This window comes from Nitrosomonas sp. (assembly GCF_040240425.1).
GTDB lineage: Bacteria > Pseudomonadota > Gammaproteobacteria > Burkholderiales > Nitrosomonadaceae > Nitrosomonas.
Genome location: NZ_QPHG01000007.1, coordinates 89030 through 110637 on the forward strand (window position 1 = coordinate 89030; position 21608 = coordinate 110637).

10 protein-coding genes are annotated in these 21608 nt (G+C 53.4%); 9 read left to right on the forward strand and 1 reads right to left on the reverse strand.

The annotated features are described in order from the left end of the window. Positions 1–44: 44 nt before the first annotated feature. The 3 genes from pheA to DU481_RS04300 all read left to right on the forward strand — a co-directional run bounded on the left by pheA (position 45) and on the right by DU481_RS04300 (position 3226). Entirely contained in the window at positions 45–1115 is a 1071-nt protein-coding gene (gene pheA, locus DU481_RS04290; RefSeq protein ID WP_350132871.1) for a prephenate dehydratase, read from the forward strand. 82 nt (positions 1116–1197) lie between these two features. Next, complete coding sequence (gene hisC / locus DU481_RS04295; protein WP_350132873.1) at positions 1198–2316, forward strand: histidinol-phosphate transaminase; 1119 nt, start codon at positions 1198–1200, stop codon at positions 2314–2316. 22 nt (positions 2317–2338) lie between these two features. Further along, on the forward strand, positions 2339–3226 hold the full coding sequence (locus tag DU481_RS04300; RefSeq protein ID WP_350132875.1) for a prephenate dehydrogenase: 888 nt from the start codon (positions 2339–2341) through the stop codon (positions 3224–3226). Between the two features lie 109 nt (positions 3227–3335). Here the strand turns inward: DU481_RS04300 and DU481_RS04305 are convergent, their stop codons facing one another. Then, positions 3336–4331, reverse strand: a complete 996-nt coding sequence (locus DU481_RS04305) for a hypothetical protein (RefSeq protein ID WP_350132877.1) — start codon at positions 4329–4331, stop codon at positions 3336–3338. A gap of 452 nt (positions 4332–4783) precedes the next feature. Between DU481_RS04305 and DU481_RS04310 the strand changes: the two genes are divergently transcribed. From DU481_RS04310 to DU481_RS04335, 6 genes are all read left to right on the forward strand, one after another. After that, positions 4784–5647, forward strand: coding sequence for a hypothetical protein (locus DU481_RS04310; RefSeq protein WP_350132879.1), 864 nt, complete (start codon positions 4784–4786; stop codon positions 5645–5647). Between the two features lie 65 nt (positions 5648–5712). Further along, positions 5713–7269: a hypothetical protein gene (locus DU481_RS04315; protein ID WP_350132881.1), complete on the forward strand. Its 1557-nt coding sequence runs from the start codon at positions 5713–5715 to the stop codon at positions 7267–7269. Continuing rightward, the gene (locus tag DU481_RS04320) at positions 7259–10657 is read left to right on the forward strand and encodes a DUF6603 domain-containing protein (protein WP_350132883.1); all 3399 of its coding nucleotides are present in this window, start codon (positions 7259–7261) and stop codon (positions 10655–10657) included. The genes DU481_RS04315 and DU481_RS04320 overlap by 11 nt, the downstream gene beginning before the upstream one ends. Beyond that, the gene (locus tag DU481_RS04325; RefSeq protein ID WP_350132885.1) at positions 10657–13971 is read left to right on the forward strand and encodes a hypothetical protein; all 3315 of its coding nucleotides are present in this window, start codon (positions 10657–10659) and stop codon (positions 13969–13971) included. The genes DU481_RS04320 and DU481_RS04325 overlap by 1 nt, the downstream gene beginning before the upstream one ends. Before the next feature lie 44 nt (positions 13972–14015). Next, on the forward strand, positions 14016–19646 hold the full coding sequence (locus DU481_RS04330) for a hypothetical protein (RefSeq protein WP_350132887.1): 5631 nt from the start codon (positions 14016–14018) through the stop codon (positions 19644–19646). A gap of 2 nt (positions 19647–19648) precedes the next feature. After that, positions 19649–21556, forward strand: coding sequence for a hypothetical protein (locus DU481_RS04335; protein WP_350132889.1), 1908 nt, complete (start codon positions 19649–19651; stop codon positions 21554–21556). The last annotated feature ends 52 nt before the right edge of the window (positions 21557–21608 follow it).

Consider the following 21608-nt stretch of genomic DNA (forward strand, 5'->3'; position numbering starts at 1 on the left):
CCCACGCACTACCGAATCGCCCAATGTTCAATGATTAACTAACCATGTCCGAAGAACTCAAACAACTCCGCGATCAAATCGACGCCATCGACAACGAATTACTGCAATTGGTCAGCAAACGCGCCGGATTGGCGCAACAAGTCGGCAAAATCAAGAAAAGCGGCATTGTCTATCGCCCCGAACGCGAAGCGCAAATATTAGCGCGTATGCAGGAACAGAATCCCGGGCCGGTCAGCAACGAGCATATTAAACAATTATTCACCGAGATCATGTCGTTATGCCGCGCGCTGGAAAAACCCATGAATGTGGCGTATCTCGGTCCTAACGGCACTTTCTCCGAAGAAGCGGCGCTGAAACGTTTCGGCAGCGCCATCACCGGAATGGCATGTGATTCGATCGACGACGTGTTCCGCATAGTGGAATCGGATGCAGCGAATTATGGCGTGGTGCCGGTGGAAAACTCTTCCGAAGGCGCGATTGGCAGAACGATGGATTTACTGCTGCAAACGCCGCTCACCATCTGCGGTGAAATCCAGTTACCGGTGCATCAGTTTCTGATGGCGCAGCAAACCGATCTGGCACACATCAGCAAAATTTACTCGCACCCGCAATCGCTGGCACAGTGCCGCCATTGGTTGAAAACCAATTTGCCGCATCTGCCCGATTCCGCGCTGATCAACGCCGCCAGCAATGCCGATGCAGCCCGGCAAGCCGCCGCTGACAAACAGGCTGCGGCGATCGCCAGTCACAGAGCCGCCGAATTGTTCGGGCTCTCCATCTGCGCGGAAAACATCGAGGACGATCCGAGAAATACCACGCGTTTTCTGGTGATCGGCAAACAAACCGTAGCGCCTTCGGGAAAAGACAAGACCTCACTGGTCATGACGACCAATAACCGTTCCGGCGCGATCTATACCTTGCTCGAACCGCTGGCGCAGCATGGCGTCAGCATGAGCCGCCTGGAATCGCGCCCATCGCGTACCGGTCTGTGGCAGTATGTTTTCTTTGTTGATCTTGAAGGACACCAGCAAAACGATAATGTCGCCGCGGCAATGATGGAGTTGCGTGACAAAGCCGCTTTCCTGAAAATCCTGGGATCATATCCGGCCGCCTGACGGCTCACCACCCTGAATAGCCGCATTATTCAATTCACACCATTTTCCCTATTCTTTTTTATTCATTAACACATTTAATCTTATGAATCTTTGCGATTTTGCTCCGGAATATATCCGCTCGATCCAACCTTACCAGCCCGGCAAACCGATCTCCGAACTGGCGCGCGAAATCGGACTGGATGAGTCCTACATCATCAAACTGGCATCCAATGAAAATCCGCTCGGAACCAGCCCGCTCGCACTCGATGCGATGATCAACACACTACATGACATCGCGTTGTACCCGGACGGCAGCGGTTACGAATTGAAAGCCGCGCTGTCGAAACGCTATAGCGTTGATCCGACGCAGATTATTCTGGGCAACGGCTCCAACGACGTACTCGATCTGGCCGCACGCGTATTTCTCAAACCGGGCGCGGCCGCGGTGTATTCGCAGCATGCCTTTGCGGTGTATCCGCTGGTCGTGCAAATGATCGGCGCCAACGGCATTGCGGTTCCCGCCCGCGATTACGGGCACGATTTGCCCGCGATGCTGGACGCCATCACGCCGGAAACACGTATCGTCTTTATCGCCAGCCCCAACAACCCGACCGGCACCTTATCGGACGAAGACGAATTGTTCCGTTTCATGGAACGGGTATCGCGTGATGTGCTGGTCGTCATGGACGAAGCGTATTACGAATACCTGCCTGAAGCCAACAAACCGGACAGTATCAAATGGCTGAAGCAATTCTCCAATCTGCTGATCACGCGTACTTTTTCCAAAGTTTACGGTCTTGCAGGCGTGCGTGTCGGATTCGGCTTGACGCATCCGGATGTCGCCAATCTGATGAACCGCGTGCGCCAGCCGTTCAATGTCAGCAGCATCGGTCTGGCCGGCGCACTGGCCGCGCTGCAAGATGCCGAGTTTGTGCAGAAATCGTATGCCTTGAACCGCGCCGGCATGCTGCAACTGACCGACGGCTTCCGCAAAATGGGCGTGGAGTACATCCCGTCGTACGGCAACTTCATCAGTTTCCGTGTCAAAGGCGATGCCGCCAACACCCCGAAAGTGTATCAAAGCTTGTTGCGACAAGGTGTCATTGTGCGTCCGTTGGGAATCTACGAAATGCCGAACCACCTGCGCGTAACCGTAGGACTCGAATCGCAAAACAAACGATTCCTGGAATCGCTGGAGCAAGCCTTAAGCGAACTGAATTAATTACCATCAAACAGCAATAGTCATGGCAACTATCACGGCACTGAATAAACTGGTCATTGTCGGCGTCGGCTTGATCGGCGGGTCATTTGCGCTGGCGCTGCGCAAAGCGGGTTTGGTCAAGCACATTACCGGCGTCGGGCGCAGTCAGGCCAATATGCAGCGCGCCATTGAATTGGGCGTGATCGATGAAATTGCCACTGACATCGCTTCCGCGTTGAACGGCGCCGATCTGGTGTTTCTGGCCATGCCGGTCGGACAGACCGCCAGCACCCTGGAGAAAATCGCGCCGCATCTACACGCCAACACCCTCGTCACCGACGCAGGCAGCACCAAACAAGATGTCATCGCCGCAGCCCGCCACCATCTTTCCATGCAAAACCGGCACCACTTCGTCCCCGGCCACCCGATCGCCGGTGCCGAGCATAGCGGCGTGCAAGCGGCACAAGCGGATTTGTATACCCACAAACATGTGATCCTGACGCCATTGCCGGAAACCAGTACGGCAGCCGTCGAACGCGTGCAACAATTATGGCAAGCCTGCCATGCCCAAGTCTCGCTGATGCCCCCGGACGAACACGACCGCGTACTCGCCGCCACCAGCCACCTGCCGCATATTCTGGCTTTCACCCTGATGAATCACCTCAACCACAGCACCGATGATCCGGAAAGCTTACTGCGCTTTGCTGGCAGCGGCTTCCGCGATTTCACCCGTATCGCCAGCAGCTCCCCGGAAATGTGGCGCGACATTTGTTTGGCGAATCGTGAGCCTTTACTCACACAAATCGATTCGTATCAGACCGAATTGAACAACTTGCGAGAGTTATTGAAGAAGAATGATGCTGACGCACTGGATCAAGCTTTTTCACAGGCGCGTAGTATGCGAGAGGATTGGTTGAAAAACAAAAAGTAGTATTCCTTTGTTATTTACTCCTTGATTTACAATTCAAAATATCCATGATCGCTATTTTGTGGAACCGTAATTGGTAATTGCACAAAATAGCGAGATGTCAGATATTCAATTATTGCCCTCCAGATTTCCCTGGTTGTTTACCCGCCGCGCGCAAATCGACAATCTTATTCAACAATTGAAACCAGAACGGCGCACCCAGCGATCCGGCGAAAGTCGTGATTAGAATTCCCAGGATTTTGACCAGCCATTCCATAAAACCGAATTCCGCGAAAACCCATTTACCATCTGACTGCTTCCAGCCTATCGGCAGATGCAATCCTTTAATTTGTTCAACCAGCACTCCGGCAGTCTTAGCGGATTGTTGAACATCGTTCATCGAACCTTCAACTGGCGCTTGTTCGTTTGGCTGCGCCGCAATTGCTGCATCGCCCGCTGGCACCGGCTTTTGTTTGGCAGATTCTTGAGTCATCAAACCAGCAACATCCGTCGAAGAAGCCGCTTCAACCAATGCTTGCCTGAGCGCGATATCGGTCCACAATGTCTGAGAAATTTTGATGGCATCGATGTTCAGCGCCGCACATACGATCAGTGCAACGGCAAAAATGACAATCTGCGTTTTCTGTTTGTACCAGCCGCCCACGCGATCCATCGCATCGTTGTACCAGCCTTCCAGATTCTTGCGCGCTTTTTCAGCATCGTCTCCGGCTTCATTCAATAACAGGATGATCGACTTGCCCGCTTCAGTTTTCGCAAACAAGCCTTGCTTCTCGATGGTCTCGATTAACGCTTTGTTGTCAGACGGCAGCTTACCGGTGTTGCCGGTCATGATGTCCATTAATGCCAAGGTAAAATTCTTCGGCGGGATATACGACGGTTTTTGCCCTGGTTTTGAAAGCCCGTTGATCAATGGATGCTTATAGAGATCGTCCGCCAGTTTGTTTCCCTCGCCCGATTGCAGCAGATTTCCCAATCCCGCCTCAAGATTTTTCGAACGCATGCGAAAAACTTGCGCAAGCATCTCGTTGACTGCGGAACACAACAAACTGACTAAAACAAACAGAAACACCATGCCCAAGGCGATATCCAAAATTGAAGAATTCAGCATTTTTCCTCCCGCAATTGATAGTCGTTACACGTCGTCGATCAGTTTAGCGCACAGAACCGGAGACAGGTTGCTTCGTTTGACAGCTTTATGGGTTTTCAGTATATTCTAGATTGAAGCGGGGTTATTATTTTTCTATTTCAACAGAAAAATTAAATACGAACAAAGGGTTAATGTTTCATCAATAAAAATTAATAACACGCATACCCACCTAGAAAAACCCTACACCGGAACAAGTATCCAGTCGGCAAATCGGTTGCTGATTAGCAAGGATTAGTAAGTTCAGCCAAATTAGAAACGTAGTAACAAAATCCACCCGTAAGGGGGGATTTCCGTACCAGCATCACCGCATCTGATCGTTTCAAGTCATCTTTGATGATAAGCGTAAGTTGAATAATTAAGCGCATCACTGAGCACATCTCATCAGTCGATGGCTTTATTAATAGGTGGTTACTATGACTGCAAATGCCTCGTTCAAATTGACCGGCCACTCGGGCGCTTTGGTTGAGCATCACCTTGATGCCGCATTGCCGCGTGTCGGCGCTGCCATCAGCAATTTAAAAGGCATTTATCAATTCCACCACATCAACGTAGGCCTGGGCACGCTGGGTTTCCTGGCAGTCAAACGTAACGCTCCGGATGGGGAATCGCTGGTGCTGGTATCCAATCGGCATGTTCTGTTCGCCAACGATGCGGAACACGACGAAATTATTTTTCAGCCCGATTACGAAGAACACGATGACCATGTCATTTTCGACGCGCCGCGCTTAAATGCCATTGCCAAAATCGACGGCGAAGGGTTATGCGGGCATTTCTCCTTTGCTTATCCGGGAGAACCGGAAAAACCTTATTACATCGATTGCGCAACAGCCAGCCTGCTGCTGAAGCAAAGCAAAAACCCGCAACGGATTCAAGGAAGGGTCCGGCACTTCGCAAAGATCGCCCGGGTGCATCCGCTGGATACGCTGAGAGGGCGAGAACTGAAAGTACGCTTGTTAGGCCGCCCTGATTCAACGTGGGGAAAAATCATTGACAGCGCAGCCACGGTTGAAACGATCCATGGCGAACTGTGCCGCAACACGTTGATCATCGAAGCGCTACCCGATCGCCACGGCGCTAGACAGCCGTTCTCACGTAAAGGCGATTCCGGTGCCTTACTCGTCGACCAATACCAGCGTGCGGTAGGATTGCTCTGGGGCCATCACATGCACAATCCCTGTATTTCTTATGCGTGCCACATTCATCCGGTGCTCAGTTGTTTGCAGATTACGCCTTGGTACTTCGATTTTTGCGCGCCCCGGCCTATCAATAAGGACTAACGCTATGCCACAGAAAAAATGCATTGTATTCGCACACTGCTGGCCGACTGGATGGAGGTAACGTAATGGATCAAAAAGAATTGGCTGCATTACACGCGGAAGCCGAAACCGAATTGAAAAAAATTCCCGGCGTGATCGGGGTCGGCTATGGCTTGAAAGAAGTCGGCGGCAAAACTACCGACCAGATTTCATTTCGTGTATACGTCAAAGAAAAACGTAAACCGGAAGACCTGAATCCAGCTGATATCATCCCGAAAGAATATAAGGGAATTCCCACCGATGTGGTGCTTGTCATTCAATCCAAACTAATACATTGCGAAGACTTGGATCAACATTCACCGTTGATTGGCGGTATATCGATCACCAATTTCAAAGCAGATAATTCAGGTCAAGTCGGTGTTGGAACCTTGGGATGCTTTGCCACATTGAACGGCGTCAGTGAACCGGAAAATGTAGTGTTACTTTCCAATAATCATGTGCTTGCAAGCAATACTGCAGTCAATGGTGATACTGTTTACCAACCGCGTCACATCGACAATGCCGGAACGATAAGCATAGACGCCACGCAGGAACGGCTTAATCCAGTTGGAAAAATTCATAACATCGGGCAGCAAGCAAATTATTCATATGCCTATCCCAGTGAAGCAGCCCAAAATTATTATCTTGATTGCGCCATCGCTAAGCTAGATATTTGCATTTCCAGCTGGTGCCATACCAATTGCGGGGTATCGTACAAGAACGAAATTCGCGGACTGAATATCGGCGGCAACAGCAAACTGGAAGACGTTGCACGCGTTGCACAAAGTGATTTGGGTGGTAGCGATTATGTGGTTTATAAAGTTGGCAGAAGAACCAGCAAAACAACGGGCAGGGTCATTGATTGTGCCGGGCTGAATCCATCCGGTGGCCGCGTGCTTTGTATCGAAGCCACACAACCCGATTGCAATGGTGTAACGCAATTTGCCGATCACGGCGATTCAGGCTCGGTTGTGGTTAATGCACAAAACAGAATCGTTGGACTATTGTATGCAGTGGATGCCGCCGACCCCACCCGGGGGATTGCCTGCCATATCCACCCGGTTATGGCCTACCTCAGTATCACTCCCATCACCACCGCCAATCCGCCGGTCGGTCCCGCCGGGCAAACGTTAAATGATGTCGAAGGTATTTTCACCGGCATCAACCACACCACCGAAGTGCGCGAGCGTTTTCTGAACACGCGCAAAGGCGCTGAGATTTATCAACAAATTCTTGATCACCGTCAGGAAGTGATTGCGCTCGTCAATCACCGTCGGCCAGTCACCGTGGCTTGGCATCGCAGCAAAGGCCCCACGTTTCTGGCGCACTTCGTCAACAATGCGCGCGATCCGGCACATGTCATTCCGTTTGAAGTAGAAGGCATCACACGTGACCAGATGATCCGGCGCATGGCTGAGGTGTTGACACAGCATGGCAGCGAGTCTTTGCAGCAAGTGATCCGGCATTACGTTGACGAAGTGATGAGATTCATTAACAGTTTTGACAATCTGCACGAGTTCGTTAAGCAGTTTGAAGATGCATCAGGCTCCAATGAATTCAGCGATCATCCCGCACGCATGGAGGAAACCACCGATGTCAAATGAAGTGGATACCTTACAGCGCGTTTTACTGCAAATTTCCAACGTATTGGAGCCGCTGGAGCGCGAGCTGAATAGCACGCGTGCGTTGCAAACGTTCGCCGAACTCGGCATCACGCTCAACAGCGGACAGGTATCGTCGCTGGCTTCACCGATGCAAGCGCTGGTCGCCAGCAGCAAAACCGTGTTGCAAAAAGCCGGGGATTTGGCGGAAGCCATCGACGCGGAAAATGTCGAGCAAATTGTCACCATCAGCGTAGAACTAATCAGCCAAGTCATCACCGCGATCCAGAAAATCGACCAGTTGCAGACCGCCTTGCAGGGAATCGGCGGTATTCCGGCCAGCATATCCAGTCATTTTGCCGAACGGTTGTTCAACTACTTGCTCGTCCGTTCGCTGGATGCCGCCAACGGCGTCAACGAGTTTCTCGAGTTGCTGGGCATACTTGAACGGCAGCGTAACAATGTCGGCTCCACCGACCCGGGCAACCCGGAATTCACCATCTCCACTTTTCATTTCAATGAATTGGGCAAATGGCTGGAATCGCCGGTGACCGCCTTGCAGTCACATTACAACTGGGGCAGCAACAGCCTCGACGCGGCGAATTTGTTGCAGCGGCTCGAACGCTTGCTGCTGCATCTCAAAGCACCGGTTTTCTATGACGACACCGCACCAACACCGATTCTCGAAGCGGTCATTTTTCAACTGCGGCCGCGCACCGATCTCAATCCCAATGGCTTGAGCCTGTCAGTTCGGCAGAATCTCAGTCCCGGTAAAATCGAATTTGCCGCCGACGATTTAAAAGTCATCCTGGATTTGCAAGCCACATTGCCGTTCGGCGCTGAGTTAGTCATCCAGCCGCCCGCCAAATTCACTTTTCATACCTCCGCAGCAGATACGGTTTCCGGTTCATTGAATCTCAGCGTCAGCGCCGACCGCACGCAAGCGGCGACGCCTTATCTGTTGATCGGCGATCCGGACGGCAGCCGATTGGAAGTCGGTAAATTCGGCGTCAACTTCGGCGGCCGGATTCAAGGCAGCGGCGGACAATCGGCCGCCGATTTTACCGTCGGTGGTGAAATCGGCGCTGGCAAACTATCGATCTCGTTTGCCGATGGCGACGGTTTTATCACCGACATTTTAAGCGGTGTCCAGCTTAACTCCGACTTCGGCATGGCGTTTGGTTACAACAGCAATGACGGTCTGTTTTTTACCGGCAGCAGCGCACTGGAAATCCAATTGCCGCTGCATCTGAATCTCGGCCCAGTGGAAGTCAGCGCGTTAACCTTTTCGGTCGGTATCGAGAACAACAAATTCCCCACCGCCATTTCAACGGATATCAAAGCCGCGTTGGGTCCGCTCGCCGCTGTCGTCGAAAACATCGGTCTGGCCATCGATTTCGCCTTAGTCAATGATCGCAAGGGCAATGCTGGGCCGGTCGACATCCAGTTAGGTTTCAAGCCGCCAAACGGTGTCGGCCTCTCGCTCGATGTCGGTATCGTCAAAGGCGGCGGCTATCTTTACTTTGATTTTGACAAGGAAGAATACGCCGGTGCGTTGGAGTTGATGTTCAGCGGCATGGTCACCGTCAAAGCGATCGGCCTGATCACCACGCGTATGCCCGACGGCTCCGAAGGTTTCTCGTTGTTGATCATTCTCAGCGCCGAATTCGGCACGCCGTTCCAGTTGGGTTTCGGATTCACTTTAAACGCCGTCGGCGGGCTGCTCGGCCTGAACCGCACCATGGAACTGGAAGTGATCGCCGTCGGGGTACGCACCGGATCGATCAACAGCATCATGTTCCCGGATAATATCATCGAGAACGCGCCACGCATCATCAGCGACTTGCGTCAATTCTTCCCGCCCGCGCAAGATGTGTTTCTGATCGGCCCGATGGCTAAGCTGGGTTGGGGAACACCGACATTGGTCAGCGCATCGCTCGGCATCATCGTCGAAATACCGCCGGGCAATATCGCCATTCTCGGCGTGCTGAAGGTCGCGCTGCCCGATGAGGACGCAGCGTTGATCATCATTCAGGTCAGTTTCATCGGCGCGCTGGAAGTCGACAAACAGCGGCTGTGGTTTTATGCCAGCCTGTACGATTCGCGGGTGATTTTTCTCACCATCGACGGCGATATGGGGTTATTGATCGCTTGGGGCGACAATGCCAATTTTGTCATCAGTGTGGGCGGTTTTCACCCCTCCTTTAAGCCGCCTCCACTGCCTTTTCCCAACCCCAACCGGATTGCGATCAACATCCTGAATACCTCATTCGCGCGCATCCGCGTGGAAGGGTATTTCGCCGTCACCTCCAATACCGTGCAGTTTGGCGCCAAGGCGGAAGTGTATTTCGGCCTCAGCGCCTTCAATATCTCCGGCCATGTCGCCTTCGATGCGCTGTTCCAGTTTTCGCCGTTTTATTTCGTCATCACCATTTCCGCATCGTTCGATGTCAAAGTGTTCGGTGTCGGCTTGTTCGGCGTGCACATGCGCGGCGAGCTCGAAGGCACCTCGCCTTGGCACATCGAAGGCGAAGGCTCGATCTCGCTGCTGTTCTGGGATATCGACGTACCCTTCAGCCATACCTGGGGCGAGGACGAAAACACCACACTGCCGTCCATCGACATCATGCCGCTGATCACGGCGGAATTCGACAAACTGGATAACTGGACAGCCGAATTACCGGCATCCAGTCAATTGCTGGTATCACTACGCGTCATCGAAAGTACGAGCGATTTGATTTTGCATCCGGTCGGCGTGTTGCGCGTCAACCAGCGCGCCATCCCGCTCGATCTTGATCTCGATAAAGTCGGCAATCAAAAACCGAAAGACGCCAAACGGCTGACCGTCGAAGTGATCGACACCGGCTTGGCCAAGGTGGCGGATACCAAGGAATCGTTCGCCACCGCGCAGTATAAAAACTTGAGCGATGCCAATAAATTGAGCGCGCCCTCCTACGAAAAACAAAACGCCGGTATTGAACTGTCAGTGAGCAACCAGCAACTGAAATCATCGGCAGCGGTTAAACGCGTGGTGCGCTACGAGCAAAATATTATCGACAACAATTTTGTTTCATTACTGATCCGTTTTGTCGCCATCGGCGCCGAATTTTTCAATCACTTTTTAGGCCGCAACGCCGCGTCGAAATCAGCACTTTCGGCCAGTTACAAAGCACAAAAAGCACCGGTCGAGCAGAAAATCGTCGTGAAAGAAACCGGTTACGTGGTGGCCTCAACGATGAATAACAGTCCGCATAGCAAAGACGCTTATTTTGCCACGCACGCGCAAGCACAAGACTTCCTGCGTAAGCAAGTCAATCAATCGCCCACGCTGCAAGACAATCTGCACGTCATCCCGAGCACGGAAGCAACAGCTCTGCAGGAGGCGGCATAATGGCGATCGGCATGTATACTTTTCTACCGTGGCTGCGGCAGGGCGTCGCCAATAATATCCAATCAGCGGATCTGGATGCTTCGGTCAAAACACGCGCCAGTGTCGCCGTCAGTCTGAATATCAAAGGCAGCGGCGGAGAAGGCGGCGATGTTGCTGCTCCGGTCAATAAGAACGTTGCCCTGTACGGTCCCGGCGATATCGTCGGTATTGAGTCGAGAGCGATTATCAAAACCGAACCGCTCAACTGGATCACCAACTTCGAACCGAATTATCTGTGCCACATCGAGTTTTACGATGAAGATTTTCCCTGGCGTTACACCCCCGCCGCACCGGCGGGATCGCGGTTGCGGCCTTGGGTCACGTTGATCGTACTCACCGAAGCCGAGTTTGCCGAGGGCGGCAATATTTCCGGCAAGCCGCTGCCCTTCATCGATATCAAAGCCAATCCGCTCACAACGGTATTCCCCAAAGCCGAGGAACTGTGGGCGTGGGCGCATGTGCACGTCAACAAAAATATCGCCGGTAACCAGGATGCCCCGCAAGCGCCGGACATCAACACCGCGCTGTCGCAACTGCAAACTGTGCTGGCGCAAAATGCCGACGAAGCTTATTCGCGCATCGTCTGCCCGCGGAAACTGACGCCGAACGAACGCTACCACGCGTTTCTAATTCCGACCTTTGAAACCGGCCGTTTGGCCGGACTGGGAATGAATCCTGACGACGCGCCGCACGCAACGTTCTCCGCATGGGGCGAAGGCCGTCCGGCACCGGCGCAGTTTCCATTTTATTACCGCTGGTTCTTCCGCACCGGCTCGCAAGGTGATTTTGAGTATTTGGTGCGCCTGCTCGAACCGAAACCGGCAGATAGCCGCGTCGGCCGCCGCGATATGGATGTACAGAATCCCGGTTCCAATATCAGCGGCATTCAGAATCCGGATCTCGAAGGCATACTGAAACTCGGCGGCGCGCTGCTTGCACCGCTCAACAGCGAGGCTGAACAGGAAATCGCCAAGTGGGAAAATTGGGATCAGCCGTATCCACATGTCTTCCAGCAGGAATTGGCAGCTTTTCTGAATCTCTCCGACGACTACGCCCGGCTCGCCGCCGATGCAGCTCACCAGAACACTGATCTACCCGCGGAAATTCAGGCCGATCCCGATCCGTTGATTACGCCGCCGATCTACGGCCGCTGGCACGCGCTCCGCAACCGCGTATTGAAAGAAGCCGATGGCAGCGACGCGCCCAATAACCAGAATTGGCTGCATGAACTCAACCTCGATCCACGCTGGCGCAGCGCCGCCGGTTTCGGCACTGATGTCATCATCGCCAATCAGGAAGAATACATGGATGCGGCATGGGATCAGGTCGGCGACGTGCTCGAAGCCAACCGGCAAATCCGTCTGGCGCAACTGGCTAAAATTACCGCCAATAGCTGGTATCAGAAACAAGTGCTGCCGCTGCAACAAATCAGCCACGATAAAATTCTGTTTATGACAGCGCCGGTGCAAAAACGCGTCATTAGCCAAGGCATCACGGTTTCACATCGAATCAAACAAAGTCCGGTCACATCCGCGCTGACCTCCGCGCCGCTACGGCGCATGCTGCGCCCGAATGGCCGCTTGCAAAAGCTATCCGCTTTCGATGAAAGTATTCACCCGAACAATTTAATCACGCGTGTCAACGATGGCATCGTTACTGCTGCGCCGTCGCATGTGATTCCCGCTACGTTGCCGTCGCTGGATAATCTTTCGCAAGATGCACAGCCGAAGAACGTGCCATCCTGGTTGCTGGATTTGCTGAAACGCTATCCGTTCATCCCTTACCTTTTGCTGGTATTGATTTTGCTGCTGATCGTCGTGCTGGCGATCACCGGTGTCAACACCGGAATCTGGGCTGTGGTAGCGGCAGTGAGCGCGGGATTATTGTGGGCTTACCGTACCGCGCAGCGTTTAATTACACAAATGAATCAAGCCGATTCGGTATCCGAAACCGCGCAAACACCGGCTGCGGTTGACGCGATGCCGCCCAGCAGTAACTTTGTGCTGACGCCGGAACTGAATCCTTTAACGCTGGACCCTGCCAATCCGCCGCAACCCGCTAGCGCCGGTGGAACCGACAGCATTCAATCGAGCCGCTTTAAAACCGCACTGAAAGACTCTTACACAGTGCTGCAAAATGGCCTGCAAGCCGGTGTCATTCCGGTAACCGTACCGGTCAATATGGCTCAGTTGGCAACGGATACGCTGGTTAAACTGAATCCGGCGGTGACGATTCCAAAATGGACACTAGGCAACATCCTGCTACCGGCGCATATCCTCGAATTGATCGGCGAGAAATTTGTTGAGGCAATGGCGTACCCGGAATTCGATGTCCCCATGTACAAACCACTGGTCGATAAATCCACCGAGTTGTTTGTGCCAAACCTGAATTTCATCGCACAAAATACCATCACGTTATTAAAGACCAACCAGCCATTCATCGAGTCGTACATGGTCGGCCTCAATCACGAATTCGCGCGCGAGTTGTTGTGGCGCGAGTATCCGACTGATCAGCGCGGTTCCTACTTCCGTCAGTTCTGGGATATCAGCGGTTTCTTGAGTCCGACCGAGGACAGCAAACAACGCCGCGAAGAATTGAAAGACATTCCGCCGATTCACCGCTGGTCACGGTTTTCCAAACTGGGCGAGCACGATCACCGCGAACAAGGTTTGGAAAACGAAGAAGAACTGGTACTGGTGATTCGCGGCGAATTGCTGAAAAAATACCCCAATGCGGTCATTTATGCGCAAAAAGCCAAATGGCAACCGATCAGCGAGACCAATCCGGCGCCGAATAAAAAAACCGAACGGGTATTCGACGACAGCGTGCCGATCAAAACACCGCTGTACGAAGCCCAAGTCAAACCGGATATTTACTTTTTTGGCTTCGATTTAACCGAAGAGGAAGCGCGCGGCAATCCTGAAGTTGACAACGAGCCGGGCTGGTTCTTCGTGATCAAGGAACGGCCGGGTGAACCGCGTTTCGGTCTGGATATCGATCGCGAAGGCCCGATCCAGGTTTGGAACGATCTCGCCTGGACCGATGTCGCGCCGGGCATCAGTGACGGCGAATTTATCGACATCGCCGCCGCACCCGCGCGCAGCCTGCCAAACGTTGAACCGGGCGGCACCGCGCAGGAAAAAGCGGAGCAATGGAAAGAGGATCATTTGCTGAGCTGGACCAACAATATCAACTCGGCAGAACTGGCTTACATTCTATTCCAGGCGCCGGTGCTCGTCGGTGTGCATGCTGCCGAAATGCTGCCACGCGATTAAGCATGGTTACATAAGTACAAAATCTCAACCGACAGAAATGGCTTATGACTCAATTTAAAGACACGCAAGAGCAGATCGATCAAGCACGGCGTCAGCACCGGCAAAGCCGGTTGAATTGGTCTGCCGCCAACGAGAAACTGCAAAAAACCGAGCGCTTGATCGCAGCATTGCGCCGCCGCTCCGACGGTGCGGCCAAGGAACAATTGCAGACTTTGCTGCGCGAGCAAGAAGCGTTGCGGGCTGATACTGCCAAACTGCAAACCGAACTTGAGCGGGATCGGCAAGTATTGATCGACCGGGAATCGCTGTTCGAGACTTTTTCCGATCCAGCCAAAAATATCGGCCAGTTGAACGATATCCATCCGATCCTGCTGTTTCCGCTGCGCATCGAGACGCGCTTCAAAAAAGTCACCGGCCCCAGCGGACGCGATGTCAGTACCGATCAACTATGGGTACGCGTCTACCCGGATGACATCAGCGTCGATACTTTTGAAGAAATTCCGTCCGAAGTTGAAATCAGCAACACCCGCGTGTATTGGACCAATATCTGGAAAGCGGGCGGCACCGACAGCGAAAAACGCGCAGCGTGGCAAGCGCTGGTGAAAAGCCACGGCGCGGGCCGGGCGTATTGGTTGAGTCAATTATTCAAGCCGCTGAATCTGACTGAAGAACCGGTCAAAGCGGATGGTGATTATATTTTGGTAATCGTTTCGGAACAGCCGCTGCCCGCCGCGGAGAAACCATTCGTACAACAATACTGGCAGGCTGTTTTCAACGCCAATAACGATGCCACGGCGTTGGATGCAGCGTATGCCAAACTCAAAAACGATCTCGGCGAAGCACGCGCGCAAGAAATCATTGCGTCGTACCAGCCGCAGAATCTGAACGTCAAACCCGCACCATCGCAAATTATCACCAAGGTGCGCGTCGAATTCCTAGAGTTACCCGTCGTCGATGGAGTCGATACGCAGCTACAGGCTTGGACCAATCCGGCACGCGTGGCGCTGTTGCCGGAGCGGTTCGTGGTGATGGGTTTCAACGGTAAGGAACAAACATTGTTGCATATCGGCCGTCCGGTACCTTCGGAGCTGATTGTAGGCCCCAACCCCAATGCACCGCAGGATCAGCAATTACGGTTGGAAGACGACGAACTGATCGTACCGGACGAAATGACATGGGTCACTGATTTTGACGAAGCGGTCGCCAAAGGCATGGGCTTCAAGATTAATCTGAACGATATCCAGGCGCGGCGCGGGTTCGACCGGTTGTTCGTGCTCGGTGTGCGACTCAGCGCCGATGTCGATAAAAGCCGTGAGCAATTGCAGCAGTTGATTCAGCATCATCAACGCAGCCGCAAAGGATTCAGTTTCCTGATGCAAGGCGCGCCGACCAACAACGTCGAAGATCAGGAAAGCGGCTATACCTGGTTCAGCGACGCCGATGCCAGTTACGATCACTATTTCAACCAATACGCCAGCGACGACGACCCTACCGATTGGCGCACCCGGAAAGACGGCCGCTGGCTGGCGCAGAGCTTGGGTATCGACCCGGCGATCCTGAAGTTATCGCCGCAGTATTACGCTAACGATCAGATGGAAGCCCGGGCGATGAACGAAGCACTGTGGCCAGCAACGCTCGGTTATTTCATGGAACAGATGATGGAGCCGGTGTTCAGCGACGGCACCATCACCAGCACGCGCAACTATTTCAACCGTTATGTGCTGGGCCGCGGCACGCTGCCCGCGATCCGCATTGGCAAGCAACCGTACGGCATCTTGCCGGCCGCACCGTTCTCACGCATGACGTGGATTAATCGCAAATTGTTCAACGACGACCGGTTGGAGCCGCATATCTCCGGCTCATTCCTGTTCCTAACCCGGCTCTACAGCCTTATCAAGAAGGCCGATGAGCGCTGGACTTCACTGCTGCCGCAGGTATCGTACGTCGGCAAGCCGCAAACCGATCCGCAACAAGCCTTGCTCGACATCGTCGGCCTGCACCCCGCATCGGTCGAGTTTTATCAACGCTACGCGGAAAGTGCCGAGCAGCTCTACAACCGCTATAAAACTTCCGGTATCAATGGCGCAATTTACGCCACAATTGCCTCGCTGTTTTATACCCAAAGCGGCCTTGCGCTGCTGGCGCAATTGGGCTATTCAGCGCAGGACAACAACAAGATTCCCGACATTCTGAATAAATTTTTCACGCTCGCCGCCAACCTGCTGAAAGGCCCGCTGATTGACGATCAGACGCTGTCCGAATTCAACCCGGTACGCGCTTATCGCCCCGACGGCACAAATTACCTGCAGTGGCTGACTGCGGCAGCGCGCGATTCGCACAACACCTTGCGCCTGCAACAAGGATTTATCGACGATAAACCGCCTGTTGCCTTGCTCTATTTGATGCTGCACCATGCGCTCGATTTATCGTACCTCGATACCAGTCTGCGCCTGCACCTGGAAGCGAATGTACTGAACCAACAGCAATTCTCATTGGCGAAACGTGAGCCGAAGTTCATGCACATTCAGGAAGTCGAAGACGACAAAGGCAGCCCGTGGCAGTACCTGTACAAAGCGGAACCGGCTATCACCAGTCAGCCGAATTTGCAAATCGCCGACTTCATTCCGCAAATCCTGACGCTACGCAACCCTTACCTGAATACCCAAATCAACGCGTTGGAACGGTTGCAGCACACACCGACGGCGCGACTGGAACGGATTCTCGCCGAGCACATCGATTGCTGCAGCTACCGTCTCGATGCCTGGTGGTTAGGGCTGTTGAACGTACAACTGGACATCATGCAGCAAATCGCCGGGCAAACGCAGCCGGAGCCCGGCACAACACTGGATCATGGTAATGCTGCCAACTCGCATGGTTGCTACTTGGGCGCCTACGGCTGGCTGGAGGATGTCCGGCCAGAAAACAAAAACCTGACGCCGGTCAAACTGACCGAGGAACTCAATAAAATTTTCAATAAGCCCGGTCAAGCCCCGTTGACCTCAGACGACAAGAATTTTGGTTATATCCACGCCCCGTCTTTAAATCATGCTGTCACCGCTGCCGTATTGCGCAACGGTTATCTGGCCAACGCCACACCCAGCAATCCCGATAGTCTGGCGATCAATCTCACTTCCGAACGCGTGCGGCTGGCGATGAACGTCATCGACGGCATGCGCAACGGCCAGAGTCTCTCGGCGCTGCTGGGTTATTACCTGGAGCGCGGTTTGCACGACGCCGGTGATTTATTTCTCGATAGCATTATTTTCGATCTGCGCAAGCAATTTCCGCTCGCGGGCGACCGGTTATCGACCACTGCAACGCCTAGCAACACACCGATCAGTGCCGTGGAAGCGCGCAACGTCGTCGACGGGCTGGCGCTGATCGAGCACGTGCAAGCACAAACCGGCGCAAAGCGGAATTATCCGTTCGGTATCGCGCAACTTCCGGCGATTACCGAGCAGAACAAACTGGATGCCATTAACCGCGAAGTTCAGCGCATCATGAATATCAACGATGCGGTTGCCGATCTGGCGATGGCGGAAGGCGTCTATCAAGTGGTGCGCGGCAATTACGAGCGTGCCGCCGGGACACTGGATGCCTTCAGCAAGGGACATTTCCCGCCGGTACCGGAAGTAGTGCAAACACCACGCAGCGGTGTCACACTGACGCATCGAGTCGGCTTGCACTTGCGCGCCGGATTGAACCCCGCCGATCCCGCCAACAGCACGCCACGCGCCAAAGGAGAACCGGCCATCAATCAATGGTTGACGCAGCTGCTGCCGCCGATGAGCGATATTTTCTGTACCATTGACTATTACAATCAAGGCAACGCGCAACAGGAGCAACAAACGATCAGCGCGCAAGATTTGGGCTTACTGGCGATCGACCTGATATACATGCTATCCAGCGACCAGCAGCAAATGACCGCGCTCGACGACCGTATCCTGACCCAGGCTTATGCGATTCTCGGCGTGCGGGTCGATAGCGATATCAAAATCCAATACCGCGGCAAACAAGCCGGAAAATATTCGTTCTTTGAAGTCATGCCGATGCTAAACGACCTCAAAGCATTGATCACGCAATCACGGCCGCTGAAAACCACCGACGTCAAACTGCCGAACGAAGCATCGCAGCAAGAAGATAGCGTCGCAGCGATACGCGCGGAAAAAGTCACTGCGGTACGCGATTTGCTGCTGCCGCAACAAACGGCCCTGAATGCATTGAAAGCACAAATCGATACCTGGTTGAACGATCCCGACCCGGCTGTCGCGGAAAGCAATGCGCTCACTCATCTCGATGAAATGATCAGTGGTTATCTGTCGCTTGCGCTAGCGGTCAATCGATTCGGTTTGAGCGGTGCGGCAACCGGTTTTGTGTACGATTGGCGGCGCACCCAATTCCTGGCGTTGCTGGAAAAACTGCAAGGCATCGTCACGCGCTGGCAAGCGGCGTTGCTGGAATTCGAACAGCGCATCGCCGATTTTGCCACGCTCGATCCGGCAACACCGGTCGAAGACAAAATGCAGTACCTGATGCAAGCAGCGTTATTGATCGTCACCGAATCGATCCCGATCCCGGCATCGAACGATCCCAACGATTTGCTCACCACGCTGAACACCACGCATAAAACCAATTTTCAGAGCAGCCTGAACAATCTTGAAAATCTGCTGGCAAGCGCCAGCCAGGTTGGCGCTTTGTATGCATCGCTGCAAGCCAAGGAAAGCGACATTGCATTGCACGACACGCAAACATTGGATATTGCCGACAACAAAACCGCCCTTATTAGCTTTGCACAAACATTGCAAGCCAAAGTGACGGGCTTGGCGGCTGATATCGACAAACGCCTGGCGGCGGCAAACAACCTGATCACCGGTGACGCTTCAGCCACTGTGGAGCAACGTATCGACGAACTGACACAAGCGATCCGGCAGTTGACGCATGACGATTTCGTCATTCTGCCCGAGTTTAATCTGGCCGCTGCGCATGGCGGCGAATGGCAGCAAAGCTACGATAATCGCGCACAGTTGCTGAGTTATCAAAAAAATGACCTGAGTGTAGATTTTCCCGAAGACAACTGGCTATATGGTGTCGCCCGGGTGCGGGAAAAATTACAGCGCTGGGAAAGCGTAACGCAGTTTGGCGAAGCATTGAACAATGTCAGTTTAAGTTTGACACCGTTGCAGTTTCCTTATCGCACCGGCGATCACTGGCTGGCATTGCAATACCCCGATACCCAGCCCGACACAGGCGAATCGTTTGTGATCGACAGCGATAAATTGTTGTACACCGCGCATTATGTCGATGCTTTTGCACAGAACGCTGCGATTTGCGGGTTATTGCTCGACGAGTGGACCGAAGTGATTCCCACCACCCAGGAAACCACCGGATTGACGTTTCACTACGACCGTCCTAACTGTGAGGCGCCACAGTCGTTATTGCTGGCGCTACCGGCCAACTTTACCGGTCACTGGCAGTGGCAGGATCTGGTCGATACCCTGCACGAAACCTTGGATATGGCCAGCAAACGCGCCGTTGAACCAGCGCATTGGAACGAAACCGAGTACGCGCGCTTCCTGCCCGCCGTGGTGTCTTCGGTGACCCGCTATCCGATCATGATGGCGCTCGATCTAGCCTTTAATAACGCGGTGCAATTCAAATCCAACGCAGAGAGTTAACCATGAACGATTTTATTGCGATAAAAAATATTCAGGAAGTCATTGATCGCAAAGTCTTGCTACCTACGGTGGTGCTATGGAACCGCCTGGAAGGACGGCCTCGCACCAAAAACTTTATCCGCGCATTGCGCGCCGAAGTTCGCGATCCGCTGTGGATGCTGTGCAAACAGTGGCAAACCGGGGAATTCAAAGGCGACGATGCCGGATCACCGATCTTCGCCAAGGTACATATGGCCACCACCGAGCTGACCAAATATCAACCGGGCGATGCCGCTATTCAGAATTTCGACCGGTCGGCACCGTTGGAGGCGATCGTCGAACAACGGCCGTTGCCTTACAACGTGCAACAGCACATTCTGTCGCTGGATATCCGTTTGCTGATGGGGCGGCAATGGTTGAAGTATTTACAATCGGCCGGTTTATCGGCTCTGAAAACGCAATACCTGCAACATCCCAGTTACCAAATCATCGAACCGGATCCCGCCAGCCGTAGCGATGCTTTCCTGACCGCGCATCCGGCGGTGTGGCAAAGTTTCTCGGCCATGGCAGGGCGTGCCATGGATGGCGCTAATCTGTATTTTTATTTAAAAGCAGACACTCAACATCACGCTTACGACGGCATTACCTTGACCAGCGACGGCGATAAAACCACCATCGACGGCTTGGCCGGAAAATTCGTGCAATGGTACGAGCAATTGTTCTATCAACCGGATCAAGGTCAAAACGATGCCTGGCTGCCGCAACAGCTGGAATATCAGTTTGCGGTGTCGGCACCGCAACATGGTGCGGAAAAAACCATGACCGCCGAGGAGTATTACCAAGGCCGGTTGGATTGGTACAACCTGGATGTCGATCCGGCCCGGGAAAGCTTGGGCGACGGCAATGGCAGTCCGCCGGTGGAAGGAAAGTCTACATTGTCGTTCTTTCCGACCGCGATTCAGTTCGAGGGCATGCCGAACACGCGCTGGTGGACGTTTGAAGAAGGTAAAACCAATTTTGGCGACATCAAACCCGATACCACCGACATCAACAAATTGCTGCTGATGGAATTTGGCTTGGTGTATGCCAACGATTGGTTTCTGGTGCCTTTCCAGTTGCCGGTCGGCAGTATCGCCGATGTGCAAGGGCTCGCAGTGACCAATGTGTTCGGTGAAAGAATCTGGGTCACAGCTTCCGGATCGGGCAGCGATGAAAACTGGCAACGCTGGGCGATGTACAACCTGTCGGTCAAAGGCAGCAATGACGTGCGCGCCGATACCTCGCTGTTGCTATTGCCAACCGTGCCTAAGATTCAGGAAGGAAAGCCGCTCGAAGAATTGTGGTTCGTGCGCGATGAAGTTGCCAACATGGTATGGGGGATCGAAAAAAATATCCCATTGATAACCGGTCGCAGCAAACCGGGCAATGAAGCAGGACGCGAGCTCTTCAGCCGCCTGGAAAGTATTCTGGATGGCGAAATCGAGGGTGGATTAGTTGTACCGGACATTCCGGAAGCAAGCGCGGCCATCCGTTATCAACTGATGCAAGGCGTACCGGAAAATTGGATTCCGATGATTCCCGTGCATCTGGACAACAACAACCGGGAAATCCAATTGCAGCGCGCGTCAATGCCGCGCATCATCCTGGGCGATCCCAATCCGCCGGAAAAAATCAAACCACGCACGGTATTATTGCGCCAAGGACTCGATCAGCAAACGCCACAACCTTATTTTCTCCACGAAGAGGAAGTGCCACGAGCTGGGATTCAAGTCACGCAGGCGTATCAGCGCACGCGCTGGAACAACGGTCAGGTCTTTTGCTGGCTCGGCGTGAAAAAACAAACCGGCCGTGGCGAAGGCAGCAGCGGTTTGGCTTTTGATCGCGTCAAACCGGTTAATCAACGGCTGCGGCGCGCACTGCGCGGTCAGTGAGCAAATAATTCCTTTATCTGCCGGAACTCGCTGCCGTAACAACCTTTCCCCC

Bases quoted from the DNA above. Each gene is read 5' to 3' on its own strand.
- pheA (WP_350132871.1), top strand. From the start codon at position 45: ATGTCCGAAGAACTCAAACAACTCCGCGATCAAATCGACGCCATCGAC.
- hisC (WP_350132873.1), top strand. From the start codon at position 1,198: ATGAATCTTTGCGATTTTGCTCCGGAATATATCCGCTCGATCCAACCT.
- DU481_RS04300 (WP_350132875.1), top strand. From the start codon at position 2,339: ATGGCAACTATCACGGCACTGAATAAACTGGTCATTGTCGGCGTCGGC.
- DU481_RS04305 (WP_350132877.1), bottom strand. From the start codon at position 4,331: ATGCTGAATTCTTCAATTTTGGATATCGCCTTGGGCATGGTGTTTCTG.
- DU481_RS04310 (WP_350132879.1), top strand. From the start codon at position 4,784: ATGACTGCAAATGCCTCGTTCAAATTGACCGGCCACTCGGGCGCTTTG.
- DU481_RS04315 (WP_350132881.1), top strand. From the start codon at position 5,713: ATGGATCAAAAAGAATTGGCTGCATTACACGCGGAAGCCGAAACCGAA.
- DU481_RS04320 (WP_350132883.1), top strand. From the start codon at position 7,259: ATGTCAAATGAAGTGGATACCTTACAGCGCGTTTTACTGCAAATTTCC.
- DU481_RS04325 (WP_350132885.1), top strand. From the start codon at position 10,657: ATGGCGATCGGCATGTATACTTTTCTACCGTGGCTGCGGCAGGGCGTC.
- DU481_RS04330 (WP_350132887.1), top strand. From the start codon at position 14,016: ATGACTCAATTTAAAGACACGCAAGAGCAGATCGATCAAGCACGGCGT.
- DU481_RS04335 (WP_350132889.1), top strand. From the start codon at position 19,649: ATGAACGATTTTATTGCGATAAAAAATATTCAGGAAGTCATTGATCGC.